This is a genomic window from Halorubrum hochsteinianum, assembly GCF_023702125.1.
Taxonomy (GTDB): Archaea; Halobacteriota; Halobacteria; order Halobacteriales; family Haloferacaceae; genus Halorubrum; species Halorubrum hochsteinianum.
This window is the reverse complement of record NZ_CP098415.1, coordinates 2579379-2592906: the sequence shown is the minus strand read 5'-3', so window position 1 is coordinate 2592906 and position 13528 is coordinate 2579379. Positions and strand designations below refer to the sequence as shown.

The 13528-nt window shown below is 71.9% G+C and carries 14 protein-coding genes; 5 read left to right on the top strand and 9 right to left on the bottom strand.

Going from position 1 to position 13528, the window contains the following annotated elements:
- Positions 1-39 precede the first annotated feature (39 nt).
- Together NAF06_RS13110 and NAF06_RS13105 are read right to left on the bottom strand one after the other, a co-directional pair.
- Complete coding sequence (locus NAF06_RS13110) at positions 40-1692, bottom strand: hydantoinase B/oxoprolinase family protein (protein ID WP_394294978.1); 1653 nt, start codon at positions 1690-1692, stop codon at positions 40-42.
- Positions 1635-3653: a hydantoinase/oxoprolinase family protein gene (locus NAF06_RS13105; protein ID WP_008581081.1), complete on the bottom strand. Its 2019-nt coding sequence runs from the start codon at positions 3651-3653 to the stop codon at positions 1635-1637. Before NAF06_RS13105 ends, NAF06_RS13110 begins: the two co-directional genes overlap by 58 nt.
- Positions 3654-3900: 247 nt before the next feature.
- On the opposite strand from NAF06_RS13105, the gene NAF06_RS13100 reads away from it, so the two are divergent.
- From NAF06_RS13100 to NAF06_RS13085, 4 genes are read left to right on the top strand one after another with little or no spacing between them, the layout of a single operon-like run.
- Positions 3901-5286: a heme-copper oxidase family protein gene (locus tag NAF06_RS13100; RefSeq protein ID WP_008581079.1), complete on the top strand. Its 1386-nt coding sequence runs from the start codon at positions 3901-3903 to the stop codon at positions 5284-5286.
- Complete coding sequence (locus NAF06_RS13095; RefSeq protein ID WP_008581077.1) at positions 5283-5723, top strand: SRPBCC family protein; 441 nt, start codon at positions 5283-5285, stop codon at positions 5721-5723. The genes NAF06_RS13100 and NAF06_RS13095 overlap by 4 nt, the downstream gene beginning before the upstream one ends.
- 24 nt (positions 5724-5747) lie before the next feature.
- Positions 5748-6128 carry a methylglyoxal synthase gene (locus tag NAF06_RS13090; protein WP_008581076.1) on the top strand — a complete coding sequence of 127 codons (381 nt, stop codon included), beginning with the start codon at positions 5748-5750 and terminating at the stop codon, positions 6126-6128.
- A gap of 47 nt (positions 6129-6175) precedes the next feature.
- A complete protein-coding gene (locus NAF06_RS13085; protein ID WP_008581073.1) occupies positions 6176-6745 on the top strand; it encodes a DUF7332 family protein in 570 nt (189 codons plus the stop codon).
- Positions 6746-6749: 4 nt separating this feature from the next.
- Here NAF06_RS13085 and NAF06_RS13080 read toward each other — a convergent pair whose 3' ends face one another.
- The 3 genes from NAF06_RS13080 to NAF06_RS13070 all read right to left on the bottom strand — a co-directional run bounded on the left by NAF06_RS13080 (position 6750) and on the right by NAF06_RS13070 (position 8520).
- Positions 6750-7295: a DUF6517 family protein gene (locus NAF06_RS13080; protein ID WP_008581071.1), complete on the bottom strand. Its 546-nt coding sequence runs from the start codon at positions 7293-7295 to the stop codon at positions 6750-6752.
- Between the two features lie 41 nt (positions 7296-7336).
- Positions 7337-7657 carry a transcription factor S gene (locus NAF06_RS13075; protein ID WP_008581069.1) on the bottom strand — a complete coding sequence of 107 codons (321 nt, stop codon included), beginning with the start codon at positions 7655-7657 and terminating at the stop codon, positions 7337-7339.
- Positions 7658-7731: 74 nt separating this feature from the next.
- Complete coding sequence (locus tag NAF06_RS13070) at positions 7732-8520, bottom strand: alanyl-tRNA editing protein (protein WP_008581067.1); 789 nt, start codon at positions 8518-8520, stop codon at positions 7732-7734.
- 186 nt (positions 8521-8706) lie between these two features.
- Here NAF06_RS13070 and NAF06_RS13065 point away from each other — a divergent pair, with 186 nt between their 5' ends.
- Positions 8707-10605, top strand: coding sequence for a DUF7289 family protein (locus NAF06_RS13065; protein ID WP_008581065.1), 1899 nt, complete (start codon positions 8707-8709; stop codon positions 10603-10605).
- Positions 10606-10618: 13 nt separating this feature from the next.
- On the opposite strand, the gene NAF06_RS13060 is transcribed toward NAF06_RS13065, so the two are convergent.
- From NAF06_RS13060 to NAF06_RS13045, 4 genes are read right to left on the bottom strand one after another with little or no spacing between them, the layout of a single operon-like run.
- Positions 10619-11422 (bottom strand): DUF7289 family protein, encoded by an 804-nt coding sequence (locus NAF06_RS13060; protein WP_008581063.1) that lies wholly within the window; start codon positions 11420-11422, stop codon positions 10619-10621.
- Positions 11419-11907 carry a DUF7266 family protein gene (locus tag NAF06_RS13055; protein ID WP_049908531.1) on the bottom strand — a complete coding sequence of 163 codons (489 nt, stop codon included), beginning with the start codon at positions 11905-11907 and terminating at the stop codon, positions 11419-11421. Before NAF06_RS13055 ends, NAF06_RS13060 begins: the two co-directional genes overlap by 4 nt.
- Complete coding sequence (locus NAF06_RS13050) at positions 11900-12904, bottom strand: DUF7261 family protein (protein WP_192813789.1); 1005 nt, start codon at positions 12902-12904, stop codon at positions 11900-11902. Before NAF06_RS13050 ends, NAF06_RS13055 begins: the two co-directional genes overlap by 8 nt.
- Positions 12892-13527, bottom strand: coding sequence for a DUF7288 family protein (locus NAF06_RS13045; protein ID WP_006629946.1), 636 nt, complete (start codon positions 13525-13527; stop codon positions 12892-12894). Before NAF06_RS13045 ends, NAF06_RS13050 begins: the two co-directional genes overlap by 13 nt.
- Between the last annotated feature and the right edge of the window lies 1 nt (position 13528).

Genomic DNA, 13528 nt, shown 5'->3' with positions numbered 1-13528 from the left:
GACCCGCGCCGTCGAGCTCGCTTTGAGATACCCGTGCCGTCAGTCCTCGACTTTCCCGTCGCGGCGGTCCCGCTCCGCGGCGTCCGGGTCGCGCTCGGCTGGGTCGCCGTGCCCGCCGCCGCCGGGCGTCAGGATCGAGACGGTCGTCCCGGCCGGTACGTCGACCGACGCCTTCGCCGGGACCGGTTCGCCGTCGATCAGGTTCTTCCCCATTGCCCCGTCCTCGCCGCCGGCGAGCCCCCGCGGGGCGGTCCGCCGCCGCTCGGTCAGCAGCGAGACGGTCGCGTCCGTCTCGACGGTGACGGTCCGTTCGAGGCCGAGACCGCCGCGATACCGGCCGTCACCGCCGCTCGACGGGCGCAGCGCGTACCGCTCGACGCGGAGCGGGTACGCCGTCTCCAGCGCCTCGACCGGCGTGTTGAGCGTGTTCGTCATCCCGACCTGAACGCCGTCCATCCCGTCCTTGCTCGGCCGACCGCCGAAGCCGCCGGCGATGGTCTCGTAGTAGGTGAACTCCCCCGCGCGGTCGCCGACGATCAGGTTGTTCATCGTCCCCTGCCCGCCGGCGGGGATCTCCTCGGGGACCGCCTCGGCGAGCGCGGCGAGAGTGACGTCCGTGACGCGCTGGCTCGTCTCGACGTTCCCGCCGACGACCGCCGCGGGCGGGCGCGGATCGAGCAGCGACCCCTCCGGCGCGGAGACGGACACGGGCTCGTAGCAGCCGTGGTTCGGCGGGATCTCCGGGTCGGTGACGGCGCGGACGACGAAGTACACCGCGCTCTTCGCGACCGAGAACGGGGCGTTGAGGTTGCCGTCCACCTGATCGGAGGTCCCGGCGAAGTCGACGTCGATCGCCGCGCCGTCGACGGTGACGGCGACCTCGACGGGGACGTCCGCGTCCGTCACGCCGTCGCCCTCAAGGACGTCGGCGGCGCGGTAGGTGCCGTCGGGGAGGTCGGCGATCTCGGCCTCCACGCGCTCGCGGGAGTAGTCGATGACGGCGTCGAACGCGTCGAGCAGCGTCTCGCCGTGCTCGTCGAGCAGTTCGCCGACCCGCTCCTCGGCGCGCGCGTTCGCGGCCCGCTGCGCCCGGAGGTCCGCCTCACGCTCGCTCGGCGTCCGGACGTTGGCGAGGATCAGGTCGCGGACGGCCTCGTTCGGCTCGCCGCCGTCGACGAGGCGGACCGCCGGGAGGCGGAGCCCCTCCTCGTAGATCTCCCGCGCGCCGGGCGGCATGCTCCCCGGGGCGCTGCCGCCGACGTCGGCGTGGTGCGCGCGCGACACGGCGAAGCCGACGACCTCGCCGTCGGGCGCGACCGGCGAGACCAGCGTCACGTCGGGGAGGTGCGTCCCCCCGGCGAACGGGTCGTTGACGACGAACACGTCGCCCGGTTTCGGGTCCTTTTCGAGGACGACCGCGACCGCGTCGGGCATCGCGCCGAGGTGGACCGGGATGTGTTCCGCCTGCGCGACCATCCGGCCGTCGGCGTCGAACAGCGCCGTCGAGCAGTCCTGTCGCTCCTTGATGTTCGGCGAGTACGCGCCGCGGATCAGCACGTGGCCCATCTCGGCCGCGACGCTCTCCAGTTGGTTCCGGAGGATCTCCAGCGTCACCGGGTCGAGGTCGGCGTCGCTCACGCGTCGCTCACCTCCGCGACCAGCGCGCCGTCGCCGCGCAGTCGCACGCCCCATCCCGGCGGCACGACGACCGTGCTCTCCGCGCCCTCGACCACCGCGGGCCCCGCCACCGCCTCGTCGGCCGGGAACCGCTCGCGGTCGTAGACGGGGGTCTCGCGGGTCCCTTCGGGGAACACCGCCTCGCGGGTGGTCCGCGGTTCCGCGTCGCCGCCGCCGACGGACTCGACCGCGGGCGCGCTCCGCGGGACCGTCGCCGTGGCGCGGCAGTTCACGAGTTCGACCGGTTCGTCCGCGCGGTAGCCGTACGCCGACTCGTGGGCCGCCGCGAACCGCTCGCCGGCCGCCACCGGGTCGAACGGCCGCTCGACGTCGACGGTGAGTTCGAAGCTCTGCCCTTCGTACCGGAGGTCAGCGGCGTACTCCACCCGCGCCGCGTCCGGATCGCTGACCTCGCCCAGCAGTCGGTCCGTCAACTCCCCGTAGACTTCGTCGACCGCGTCACCCTCGACTCCGGCGAGCGGGCCCTGTCGGGTCCGCACCGCGTCGCGGGTCTCGTCGGCCGCGAGCAGCCCGTACGCCGACAGGACGCCGGACGCGTGGGGGACGACGACGCGGTCGATGTCGAGTCCGTCCGCGATCGAGACGGCGTGCATCGGACCGGCACCGCCGAACGCGACGAGCCCGAACGCCCGGGGGTCGTGGCCGCGCTCGACGGTGACCGAGCGGATCGCGCGGCTCATGTCGGCGTTCGCGACGCGGTGGACCCCCAACGCGGCCGCGACCGGCCCGTCCATCCCCGCCTCGTCGGCGAGGTCGGCGAGCGCGTCGCGGGCGGCCGCCGCGTCGAGCGAGAGGTCGCCGCCGAGGTCGGTGTCCGCCCCGACGTAGCCCAAGACGAGGTCCGCGTCCGTGACGGTCGGCTCCGTGCCGCCCTTGCCGTAGCAGGCGGGACCGGGGTCGGCCCCGGCCGAGCGCGGGCCGATCCGGAGCGCGCCGCCGGCGTCGACCCACGCGATCGACCCGCCGCCGGCTCCCACCGTCTCGACGTCGACCATCGGCGTCCCGATCGGTCGGTCGGCGATCACGGACTCCGTGGTCCGTGCGACCTCGCCGTCGCGGACGAGGCTCACGTCGCTGGAGGTACCCCCCATGTCGAAGGTGACCAGCCCGTCGCGGTCGGCGTCGGTCGCCGCCGCGGCGCTCGCGCCCACGACGCCCGCCGCGGGGCCCGAGAGGACGGTCGTCACGGCGTTCCGCCTGACGGTGTCGGCGTCGGTGACGCCGCCGTTGGCCTGCATGATCCGCGGCCGCGGGAGGCCGAGGTCCCGCGCCCGCTCGGTGAGGCGGCCGACGTACCCGTCGATCGCCGGCCGCACGTACGCGTCGACGGCCGTCGTCGACGTGCGCTCGTACTCGCGGAACTCGGGCAGGACCTCGTGGGAGGCCGACACCGGCACGTCGAGCGCCTCGCGCAGCCCCGCCGCGACCCGCCGCTCGTTCTCCGGGCTGGCGTAGGCGTGGAGGAGGCAGACCGCGACGGACTCGACGTCCGCCTCGCGGAGGTCGGCGACGAGCGCCTCGACGTCCCCGTCGTCGACCGCGCGCTCGATCCCGTCGGGGGTCGCGCGCTCGGCGACCTCGAACCGGCGTCGTCTGGGGACGAGCGGCGTCGGCTTCTCGGCGTCGAGGTCGTACAGCGACGGGCGGGTCTGACGGCCGATCTCAAGCACGTCGCGGAACCCCTCGGTCGTCACGATCGCGGTCCGCGCGCCGTCGTTCTCCAGCAGCGCGTTGACGGAGACGGTCATCGCGTGGGAGAACTCCGTCACGCTCTCGGGGTCGATGCCGGCCGCCTCGCAGGCCTTCTCGATCCCCGCGACGACGGCCTCGCTCTGGTCCTCGGTGCTCGGCACCTTCGCGGTGACGAGGTCGCCGCCGAGCGAGAGCGCCACGTCGGTGAACGTGCCGCCGACGTCGACGCCGATCGCTCGGGGATCATCGGTTCGCCCGCCCATCTACGGCACCTCCGCGGCGTCCCAGAGGGCCCGGACGCCGGAGGACGCGGTCTCTCGGTCGCGTGGCATGGGACGATCTGATTACCGGACGGACTTAATCCCGCGCGGTTCGGCGGGGGTGCGGCGGCGACTCCCGCGCGCTGACGACGGCGCGAACATCTTCGGCGACAGCAGGAGGGGAGAGGCGTTCCGTTCTCCGTCCATGGGAGCAGTTCCGCGCGGTATCGACGCGGCGCGAGGGCCGCCGATGACGGTCCCGCTCCGGCACTTCGTCGTCGGGGCCGCCCTCCTCGGAAGCGCCCTGCTCGCGGGGATCGGACTGGCCGTCGACGCGGTGCCGGGACTGGGCGGTCTCGTCCACGTCCACCTGTTTCTGGTTGGGTGGGTGTGCGTGACGATCATGGGCGCGATGACGCAGTTCGTCCCGGTGTGGTCGGGGACGACGCTCCGGTCGCGACGCCTCGCGAACGTCCACCTCGCGCTGGTCGTCGTCGGCCTGGTCGGGTTCGCGGCGGCGCTCGCCTTCGGCCGGCTCTCGTGGCTCGCGGGGTTCGGCGTCCTCCTGCTCGCCGGCTTCTGGACGTTCGTCTACAACGTCGGGCGGACGCTCGCGACCCTCGACGAGTTCGACGTGACCGAGCGGCACTTCGCCGTCGCGCTCGCCTTCTTCGTCGCCCTGACGGGTCTGGGCGTCCTGCTCGCCGTCGGCCTCGGGTCCGGCCTCCTCGCGGACCTCGGCGTCTCTCACGCGGGGGTCCGCGGCGCTCACGTCGCCCTCGCCGTCTTCGGCGCGGTGCTCACGACCGTCTACGGCGCGTTGTACCAGCTCGCGACGATGTTCACGCAGACGGAGCTACACGAGGCCGACCACCGTCTCCGCGCCGTCGAGGAGGTCGGCCATCCCGCCGGCGTCGTCGCGCTCGCGGCCGGTCGGCTCGTCGGGTCAACTCCAGTCGCGCGCGTCGGCGGCGTCCTGATACTGGTAGCCGCGCTGGCGGTCGCCGCGGTCCTCGCCCGCCGGCTCTCCGAGATGCGCGTCGAGCGCACCCCGATGTACACGCGGTACGCCGTCGTCGCGCTCGCGCTCGTCGCGTGGGTCGCGACCGCCGCGCCGGCCTGGTTCAGGTCGCCGACGGCCCCCGAGCACGTCCTCGGCGGCCCCGGCAGCGCCCCGGCGTTGCTCCTCGGCGTGATCGGCTTCGTCATCCTCGGCACGCTGTACCACATCGTCCCGTTCGTCGTCTGGGTCCACCGGTACAGCGACCGGGTCGGGCTGGAGGCGGTGCCGATGGTCGACGACCTCTACGACGACCGCCTCGCGGCCGTCGACGGGACGCTGCTGTTCCTCGGAACGGCGCTGCTCGTCGGCTCCGCGCTCGCCGCCGACGCGGCGGGCGCGACGCTCGCCGAGGGACCGACGGCGGCGACGCTCGCCGAGGGACCGACGGCGGCGACGCTCGTCGGAATGACGTTGGTGACGCTCGGCGTCGGAGTCTTCGCGGTCAACGCCCTCCTCGTGGTCCGGCGGCACGCGCCGGGCGAGCTGGCCCGCGTCGCCCTCGGCCCGTTCGCCCCGAGTCGGTCGTCGAGTGGGGGAGATGACGACGCCGACGAGGTGACCCCGGCGGAATGAACACCGTCACGGTCTCGCGGACGGTCGACGCGTCGCCGGAGACCGTCCGCGACGCGATGCGCGATATCGAACCGTTCGTCCGGTCGGCGGGGTTCGACGCGGTCGCGGTCGACGGCGAGACGGTTCGCGTGGCGAACGACGTGGACCCGGCGTCGGTCGAACTGACGCTGGAACTCGTCGAGGACCCGGACGCGGACCTCGCCTACGAGCAGCGCGAGGGGATATTCGAGTCGATGCGGACGGAGTACGCCGTGACCTCGACCGCGGACGGGAGCGAGGTGACCGCCGCGACGACGTTCGCGCTCGACGTGGCGCTCGTCGGCGACCTCCTCGACGCCACCGTGATCGAGCGACAGCGCCGGGCGGAGCTCTCCGCCCAGTTCGACTGGCTCGAAGGCCGGTGTGAGAGCGACGGTCGCGGCGAGGGGAGTACTTAACCGACGCCGCGGCGACCGCCACGTATGCGCATCGCGCTCATCGCGCACGACGAACTGAAAGACGAGATGGTCGCGTTCGTCGAGGCGCACGCGGCCGCCCTCGACGACTGCGAACTGGTGACCACCGGGACGACCGGCAAACGCATCTCGGAGGAGACCGGACTGGCGGTCAACAGGCAATCCTCCGGGCCGCTCGGCGGCGACCTCCAGATCGGCGCGATGGTCGCGAGCGACCGGATCGACGGGGTCGTGTTCCTCCGCGACCCGCTGACGGCGCAGGCGCACGAGCCGGACATCTCGGCGCTGCTGCGCGTCTGCGACGTGAAGGACGTGCCGCTGGCGACGAACGTCGCGTCGGCGGAACTGCTCGTCGAGGGGTTACTCGGCGGCGATTCTCTCGACTGATACCGCCGACCGCGGTGATTTAAGCGGGGCGATCGAAGGAGTGACAGATGACTCGCTCGCACCGCGCCCGCGTCGGCGTCCTCGCGCTCGCGCTGTTGCTCGTCGCCGCGAGCGTCGGCGGCGGAGCGGTGGCGGGGGGCGCTTCGGCTTCGGCGTCGGGGACGGCGAACCACGTTTCGGGGGCGGCGACACACGCGTCGGTCGCCTCGGACGGCCCCGAAACCGTCGGGCCGGGCCTCGACGGGAACGGGAGCGAAGTCGGGCCGATAACGCGCTGTTTCACCGGCGAGGGGTACCCGATATCCATCGGCGGCGAAGGCGGGGCGACGATGGAGGCGGTACTCCACCTCTCCGTGCTGACCGACTCCGGCGCGGGCAACGAGTTCGGCCTCGAAACGGCCGGGTCGCTCGACGGCGAACCGATCGTGACGCTCGCGGCCGGCGTCAGGCTGACCGCCCGGGAGGCGATCGCGAACGGGGTCGACCCGTTCGCGGCCTTCGACGTGTTGTACACCTACGACCTGCGGTTGCCGATGTTCGAGGGCGCGGTCGGCGACGCCGGCTACGAGGACGACGGGTCGCCGATCGATTCGAGCGCCGGCGCGGTCGCCTGCTGACCGGTCAGTCCGACCGCTCTGGGCTGCCGCCGTCGGCCGCATCCGGCGGACGGACGCCGCGGACCAGCGTCAGCACTCCCTGTCGAGTCGCCTCGAACCCGTCGCCGGTCGGGTACGCGCCGCCGGCGAGCAGGTACTCGCCGCGCTCCCACACCGCGAGCAGCGCCTCCACCGGGACCCGCTCGCCGTCGACGGTACAGCGCCCGTGGAAGGTCGAGAGCGTCGCGCGCGACGCCTCGGAGTCGTCGACCGCGAGCGAGCGGTCGTCGCGGTGTTCGAGTCCCGTAATCGCTCGGTCGGCGAGGCGGTCGCGGAACCCCTCGCGGGCCCGCGACTCGACGAGTCGAGTCAGGGCGGGGTTCGGGTCGGCGTCCGGCGAGAGGCGGAGTCGGCTCGCGAAGAAGAACGGTCGCGGGGGCGGAGTCTCGCGCTCGTACCGCGTCGTGGCCGCCGTGACCGAGACCGGTCCCGCGGCGAACGGCCGCTCGGTCGCCTCCGCGACGAGCGTCCAGCCGTCGAGGCGGTCGCGGGGGACGACGGGCGGCTCCATGGGGGTCGTTCGCCGGGGGGACAGTTAAAACGGACCGCCGGTCAGTGGTCGTCTTCGCGCCACTTGTGTTCGCACTCGGTACAGACGAAGAAGCGCGTCTCTGACTCGTCGGCCGCCCGGATCTGTTGCATATACCAGTACGCCTGGTCGTTGTCGCACTCGGGGCACTGCGCGGTCGTCGTCGGCAGCCCCTTGTCCTCGGCGTCGCTCACGTCGACGATCTCGGACTCGACCTGCGACTGGGTCGTCCACTCGTCGTCACTGTCGTCGCGCCCGATCTCGTTGCCGCAGGAGTCGCACACCCAGTGGTCTTCGCCCTCGCCGGATTTCATCATGGATCCGCACTCGTCGCAGAACTTCATGCCCGAACCTACCGCGGATCCCATATAAGCGGCGGGATCGCGGCCGAGGCGCGTTCCGGGCGCTGGCGGTCCCCTCAGTCCTCGTCGACGTGCTCGGCGAGCGCGAACCGCACGCGCTCCTCCTCGGGGCCCTTCGTCTCTCGGCCCGTGACGACGACCTCGCCGATTTCGGCCGTGTTGGCGACGTGCGTCCCCGCGCAGGCGGTCCGGTCGTACGGCTCGTCGCCCTCGCTCGGGCCCGCTATCTCGACGATCCGGAGCTCCTCGATCGAGTCGGGGAGCAGGTCGATCCGCGTCCGCTCGGTGTCGAGCGTCGCCTCCGCGGTCTCGCGGTCCATCGAGTAGCTCGACACGGCCCGCTCGTCGGCGACGAGCTCGTTGAGCCGCGTCTCGATCCGGTCGAGGTCCGCGTCGGTGAACCGGTCGCGGGCGGCGTCGAGCCGCGCGCGGTCGCTGTACAGCTGGTTGCCGGTCGTCTGCGCGTCGAACTCCGCAAGCAGCAGCGCCGACAGCAGGTGCTGTGCGGTGTGGTACCGCGAGTGCGCCGCCCGGCGGTCGGCGTCGATCTCGCCTCGCACTTCCGTGCCCGGTTCGGGCGGTTCCGGGAAACCGCCGCCGTCATCCGCCCCCTCCGCCGGGCCGAGGGCGTGGTACACCGTGTCGCGCTTCTCGACGTCGACCACGCGCCAGACGCGGTCGCCGTCGGTCGTTCGCAGCGTTCCCGTGTCGTGGGGCTGGCCCCCGCCGGTCGGGTAGAAGTGCGTCCGGTCGAGCACGACCCGCAGCGGGCCCGAGAGGGCGCGCTCGACCGTCGCGTCGAACGCCGTCACGGAGTCGTCGTCGAGGTGAAGTTGCTCGGTCACGGCGGGAGGGAGGAGCGCCGGGAGGAAATATCATCGCCCCGACCGCCCGTCGGCGACGGACTCCGACCGACCGTCGACGCCCCGGAGACGGTCGCGGCTCGGGACGCGAACGCGTCCGCGGACCCGGATATCAGCCGCGATAGCCGGGTCTCCACGTTTATGCGTGCGCCCGACGTACCCCGCGCCATGTTCGGGGGTGAGCGCGCGCAGAGCGAGGTGCTCGGAACGGTGTTACTGCTGGGGCTGACGGTCGCGGTCGTCGGTACCACGGTCGCGCTCGGCGGTGCCGCGCTCGACGACTCCCAGCGGACCGCGGACCTCCAGCGCGTCGAGGGAGCGATGACGCAGGTGGACTCCAAGGCGAGCCTCGTCGCGCACGGGGAGTCGCCGAGCCAGCGCGTCTCGTTCGGGAGCGGCGGCGGCGACGTCTCCGTCGACCACGACGCGGGGCGGATGGTGATCGCCGAGAACGAGACGGGCGACGAGATCGTCAACGCGAGCCTCGGCGCGCTGGTGTACGAACGCGACGGGACGCGGATCGCGTATCAGGGCGGCGGCGTGTGGCGGAGCGACGGGAACCGGAGCCGAATGGTGTCCGCGCCGGAGTTCCACTACCGAGGCGAGACGCTCACCGTCCCGTTGGTGACCATCTCGGAGAACACGACGGCCAACGGCGACGAAGTGATCCTGACGAGCGAGGGGTCGCCGAACGGCCACGTCGCCCAAAACCCGGTGGTTGACGACATCCGGGTGACGGTGACCGGCGACTACCACGAGGGGTGGGCCGCATTCTTCGAGAGCCGGACCGACACCCGGATCATCGACCGCAGAAACGACTCGGTGACCGTTTTGCTGCGGTCCGAACTGGTAGGAAGAGGGGTCTCGTACTCGATCGGGACGCTCGGAGCCAACGAGTTCGATCTTGAGTCGATCGAGTCGCTGACGGCCGACAGCTACGACTCCGGGGGGGCTGGTCCGAGCGAGAGCCGCGACAACGCCGTGATCGCCGCGGGCGGAGAGATAGACTCTCCCCAGGGGGGCGGATCCGACTACGTGACGATCAAGGGCGACCTCCGGGCTCGGTACGACATCCAGCCGAATCCCAACGGGATCCAGAACGGCGACCACCCGATCAACGTCATCGGTAACGTGACAGAGCGCGCGACCATCGAGGACCCCGACCCGGTCGAGGGGTACTTGGTCAGGGCGATCGACGAGTACGACACCCGCTACGGCAACGCCTCGCCGACGAGCTACGCCTCGTGGAGTGACCTCGGCGATGACGCGCCGATCACGAGCCGGTCGTCCGTCGAGGACGGGCTCGACGTCTCCGGCGGAAGCGAGACGTACCGCGCCGAGGACGCCGAGGTCATCGCCTCGGACGGCGGCGAAGACGGCACCGCCGCGGACGGGGACCTCACCGTCGACGGCGGAACCGTCACCTTCGAGGCGGGCGGGGACCACGCCGGATTCCGGTTCGACGACGCGGACCTGTCCGGCGGCGAACTGGTCCTCGATGTCACCGACGGCGATCTGGACCTGCGCGTCGACGACGAGTTCTCGCTGAGCGGAGATGGTTCGGACCCGACAAAAGTCAGGGTCGTCGGCGACGGGAAGGCACGGATCCACGTCGGCGGCGATCTCGCGCTCGAGGGGGCTTCGGAGGTGACCGTCGACGACGACGCCGAACTCCGAGTGTTCCACGATGAGCCGGGCGGGGACATCGATATCGGTGACGGGGACGACGACACTGGAATAACGGTCTCGACCGGAACGAACGAGCCCGCCAACTCGTTCTGGCTGTTCTCGAACGCGGACAGCCTGGAGTTCGACGGCGACGACGCCCCGGTCGATCTCACCGGCGTCGTGTACGCGCCGAACGCCGAGGTGGACGACGCCAAAGGCGACGTCGTAATTCGCGGGGCGCTCACCGTCGACGGGTTCGACGACCTCGACGACGCGCGGTTCACGATGCGGTACGACGAGGCGCTCGCGACCGCGGAGGTGTTCGACGAGGTCGAACAGGTGCCGACGATCAACTACCTCCACGTCTCGACGCAGGAGATCCGGATCGAGGACGGCTGACTCGGCGACTCGGTCAGTCGGTGAACCGAACCCCGACCGGCGTTCGGTGGACCACGACACGGTCGCCGTCGTCCGCGGTCATGTTGACCGTCAGCTCGTCGGGCGCGGTGCGGTTCACCTCGTCGAAGGTCCCGCTCCCAGAACCCTCCTCCTGCTCCTCGAAATACCGGGCCCACGCGTCGACCGTCGGGCCGCGGATCCGGATCGTGACGTTCCCCGTCAGTTCCGTCGCGGTGCGGTCGCCGGGGCGATCGGTCCGAACGAGGACCGTGCGGTCGCCGCCGACCCGCTCGGTCCCCTCGCGGCCGACATCGACGAACCCGATCAGCGTCGTCTCGCCGAAGAGGAGGTCCGGCTCCTGAAGCATGACGCTGCCGCCCCCGTCGCGCCGGATCACCGCGCCGTGTTCGTAGCGGATCTCCGTCTCGCCCGCGCCGCGGTACACGATCGACGTGGAGGACCGCTCGATCCCGTCGCCGGTGGAGTCGAGTATTCGGAGGGTCGAGTCGTCCGCGAACGCCAGTTCGCCGCCGCCGAGCCGGAGTTCGGTCGCCCGACTCGGCGCGCCGTCCCGGCTGAGGTCGTTAACGTTGTCGTGGAGGACGTCGAACGCGCGCTCGACGTTGTTGTCGCGCTCGGCGAGCCGGGCGTCCTCCAGCCCGCCGAGACCGACGGTGAACGTGACCGCGATCGTCGTCGCGATCAGTCCGAACACGAGGACGAACCCGATCGTCTCGCTGACCCCGCGGTCGTCCCCCCAGAGGCCCGTCCTTCGGTCGTCTCGCTGAGGGCCGGAACCGCGACCGCGATCCGTCATCGCTCACTCACCACCACGGCCCCGCCGGATTCGGTGTCCGGGTCCCAGCGTATCAGGAGGTCGCCGCCGTCGACGGTCGCGTTCCGGACCGCGATGTCGTCGCTCGTGCGGAACGGGACCTCGACGGTCGCGCCGGCCTGTTCGCTTTCGAGCGCGATCGTGCCCGCCGCCCCCGACGCCTCGATACGGATCCGATAGCCGGTCCCCGACACCCTGTCGGGGAGCGTCAGCGGCCGTTCGACGGTCAGGTTCCCCCGCGGCGGCGACGCACTCGACGCGACCCTGTCGACGGTGCCCAGATCGGCCGCGATCCGCTCGCCGACCACGGTGAGTTCCCCCTGCGCCGCGCGCTCGCGCTGCGTCTCGACGAACGACCCGCCGGCGACGAACAGCCCGGAGAGCAGCAGCGTCGCGACCGCGAGCGTCATGACGTAGCCGACGGTGACCGACACGGCACGGTCCGTTCCGCCCGGCCCGTCACGCATCGCGCTCACCCGGCGCGAGCCGGACCGCGTCGCCGTAGGTCAGTTCCGGCGTCCGGTGGGTGAGTTCCACGTAGACGCTGTAGACGGCGTCGGCGACGTACGGCCGGGAGGGGCGGTCCGGGCTCGCGCCGCCGTCGCGGTCGTCGACGACGAGGTGGTAGGTCCCGGTCGCCGCGGTCCCGTTCTCGTAGCGCAGGCCGTACGGGTCGGACCCCGTCTGGACTCCGTCGGCCCAGACGAGCGCGTCGAACGGCACGCCGTTGACCGTACCGCCGGTGAAGTCAACGGCGTGGTTCCCGCCCGGTCCGGGCTCGAACGACTCGGTCGCCGGGGATCCGTCCCCGTCGTCCACGGTCACGGTCAGGTTGTCGCCCGACCCCGCGGACAGCGACGCCGACCAGGTTTCGTTGGTGCCACCGTCCGTGCCGTCCGCAACGACCGTGAACACCGGGTCCGGCGAACTCGACAGGTCGTCGGGATCGACGGTCATCCGATAGTTCCGCGTCCGCGTTACCCCGCCGGCGACCGTCCAGTTCGCCGTCGTGCCGTCGGGGGCAGTCATGTTCCGGAAGCCGCTCTCGGTCTCGTTCTGGGCGACGAAGTACCCCCGGTCGACGGTGGAGCGGTTCACGCTCACGTTCGCGATCACCCCGTCGCGCGCCCGCAGACCGGCGACAGTGCGACCGTACGTCCCCGCGCTCTCGTCAAAGTCGTCGAGGACGTCGCCGTCGCTCGCGTTCCGGTGTTCGCGGTGGAGGATCCCGGCGAGGTCGTCGACGGCGTCGTCGCGGAACTCGATCGCCTCCGCGCCCCCCGCGTCCGTACCCCGAGTCGCGAGGTTCTCGGTGTAGATGACGGTGTTCAACAGGAGCACCACCGCGACGAAGAGGACGGCGAGCGTGAGCCCGGTGATCAGGATGATCTGCGCCCGGTCCTCGTCGTGGTCGGGGCCGTCGTTCTCGTGCCCGCGCCTGCGGGGGAAACTCACATCTGCCATGCGGTAATTTTCACCTCCACGACCGTGTACAGCGTGTCGCTCCCGCCGACCGACGGCGCGAAGTAGTCGTGTCCGCTCTCGTTCGCGAGCCGCGGCCCGGAGTAGGTCGCGTCGCCCGGATCGTCGACGCTGCCGTCGAACAGTCGGTCGTCGGCGTACAGCGCCACGCGGGCGCTCGCGGTCGCCGCGTTGTCGCTCGGCGATCCCATGTCGACCACGGTGGCGTCGCCCGTCCGGTTGCCGCCGTCCTCGGGGAAAGCCACCTCGATGTCGAAGGCGATCTGACGGTCGCCGAACGCCTCCGTCAGCGGGTCGTGGAGCGGGTGCGACGCCGGCGGCACCCCCGCGTAGCCGGCCTCGTCGCCGCTGTCGACGAACTCGCCGTCCTCGTAGTACAGCAGCGCGGCCCGCAGGTTCCCGCTTTCCCCGGTCGTCGTCAACACGTCCTGCGCGGCGATCGCCGCCTGATTCTCGACGTGCTGGTTCGACGTGCTCGCGGACAGCGGCGTGACGGCCGTCGCCTGCGTCGCGAAGATGAGGCCGGCGACGAGGAGCAGCGCCGCCGTGAACGCCTCCAGGGTGTGCGCCTGCCCGCGGTCGTCGGGGAGGTGTTCGACGAACATC

What these genes read in the sequence shown, in the direction of transcription:
- NAF06_RS13110 (WP_394294978.1), bottom strand. Translation starts at nt 1,692, where the DNA reads ATGGGGCGTGCGACTGCGCGGCGACGGCGCGCTGGTCGCGGAGGTGAG.
- NAF06_RS13105 (WP_008581081.1), bottom strand. Translation starts at nt 3,653, where the DNA reads ATGGGCGGGCGAACCGATGATCCCCGAGCGATCGGCGTCGACGTCGGC.
- NAF06_RS13100 (WP_008581079.1), top strand. Translation starts at nt 3,901, where the DNA reads ATGACGGTCCCGCTCCGGCACTTCGTCGTCGGGGCCGCCCTCCTCGGA.
- NAF06_RS13095 (WP_008581077.1), top strand. Translation starts at nt 5,283, where the DNA reads ATGAACACCGTCACGGTCTCGCGGACGGTCGACGCGTCGCCGGAGACC.
- NAF06_RS13090 (WP_008581076.1), top strand. Translation starts at nt 5,748, where the DNA reads ATGCGCATCGCGCTCATCGCGCACGACGAACTGAAAGACGAGATGGTC.
- NAF06_RS13085 (WP_008581073.1), top strand. Translation starts at nt 6,176, where the DNA reads ATGACTCGCTCGCACCGCGCCCGCGTCGGCGTCCTCGCGCTCGCGCTG.
- NAF06_RS13080 (WP_008581071.1), bottom strand. Translation starts at nt 7,295, where the DNA reads ATGGAGCCGCCCGTCGTCCCCCGCGACCGCCTCGACGGCTGGACGCTC.
- NAF06_RS13075 (WP_008581069.1), bottom strand. Translation starts at nt 7,657, where the DNA reads ATGAAGTTCTGCGACGAGTGCGGATCCATGATGAAATCCGGCGAGGGC.
- NAF06_RS13065 (WP_008581065.1), top strand. Translation starts at nt 8,707, where the DNA reads ATGTTCGGGGGTGAGCGCGCGCAGAGCGAGGTGCTCGGAACGGTGTTA.
- NAF06_RS13060 (WP_008581063.1), bottom strand. Translation starts at nt 11,422, where the DNA reads ATGACGGATCGCGGTCGCGGTTCCGGCCCTCAGCGAGACGACCGAAGG.
- NAF06_RS13055 (WP_049908531.1), bottom strand. Translation starts at nt 11,907, where the DNA reads ATGCGTGACGGGCCGGGCGGAACGGACCGTGCCGTGTCGGTCACCGTC.
- NAF06_RS13050 (WP_192813789.1), bottom strand. Translation starts at nt 12,904, where the DNA reads ATGGCAGATGTGAGTTTCCCCCGCAGGCGCGGGCACGAGAACGACGGC.
- NAF06_RS13045 (WP_006629946.1), bottom strand. Translation starts at nt 13,527, where the DNA reads ATGTTCGTCGAACACCTCCCCGACGACCGCGGGCAGGCGCACACCCTG.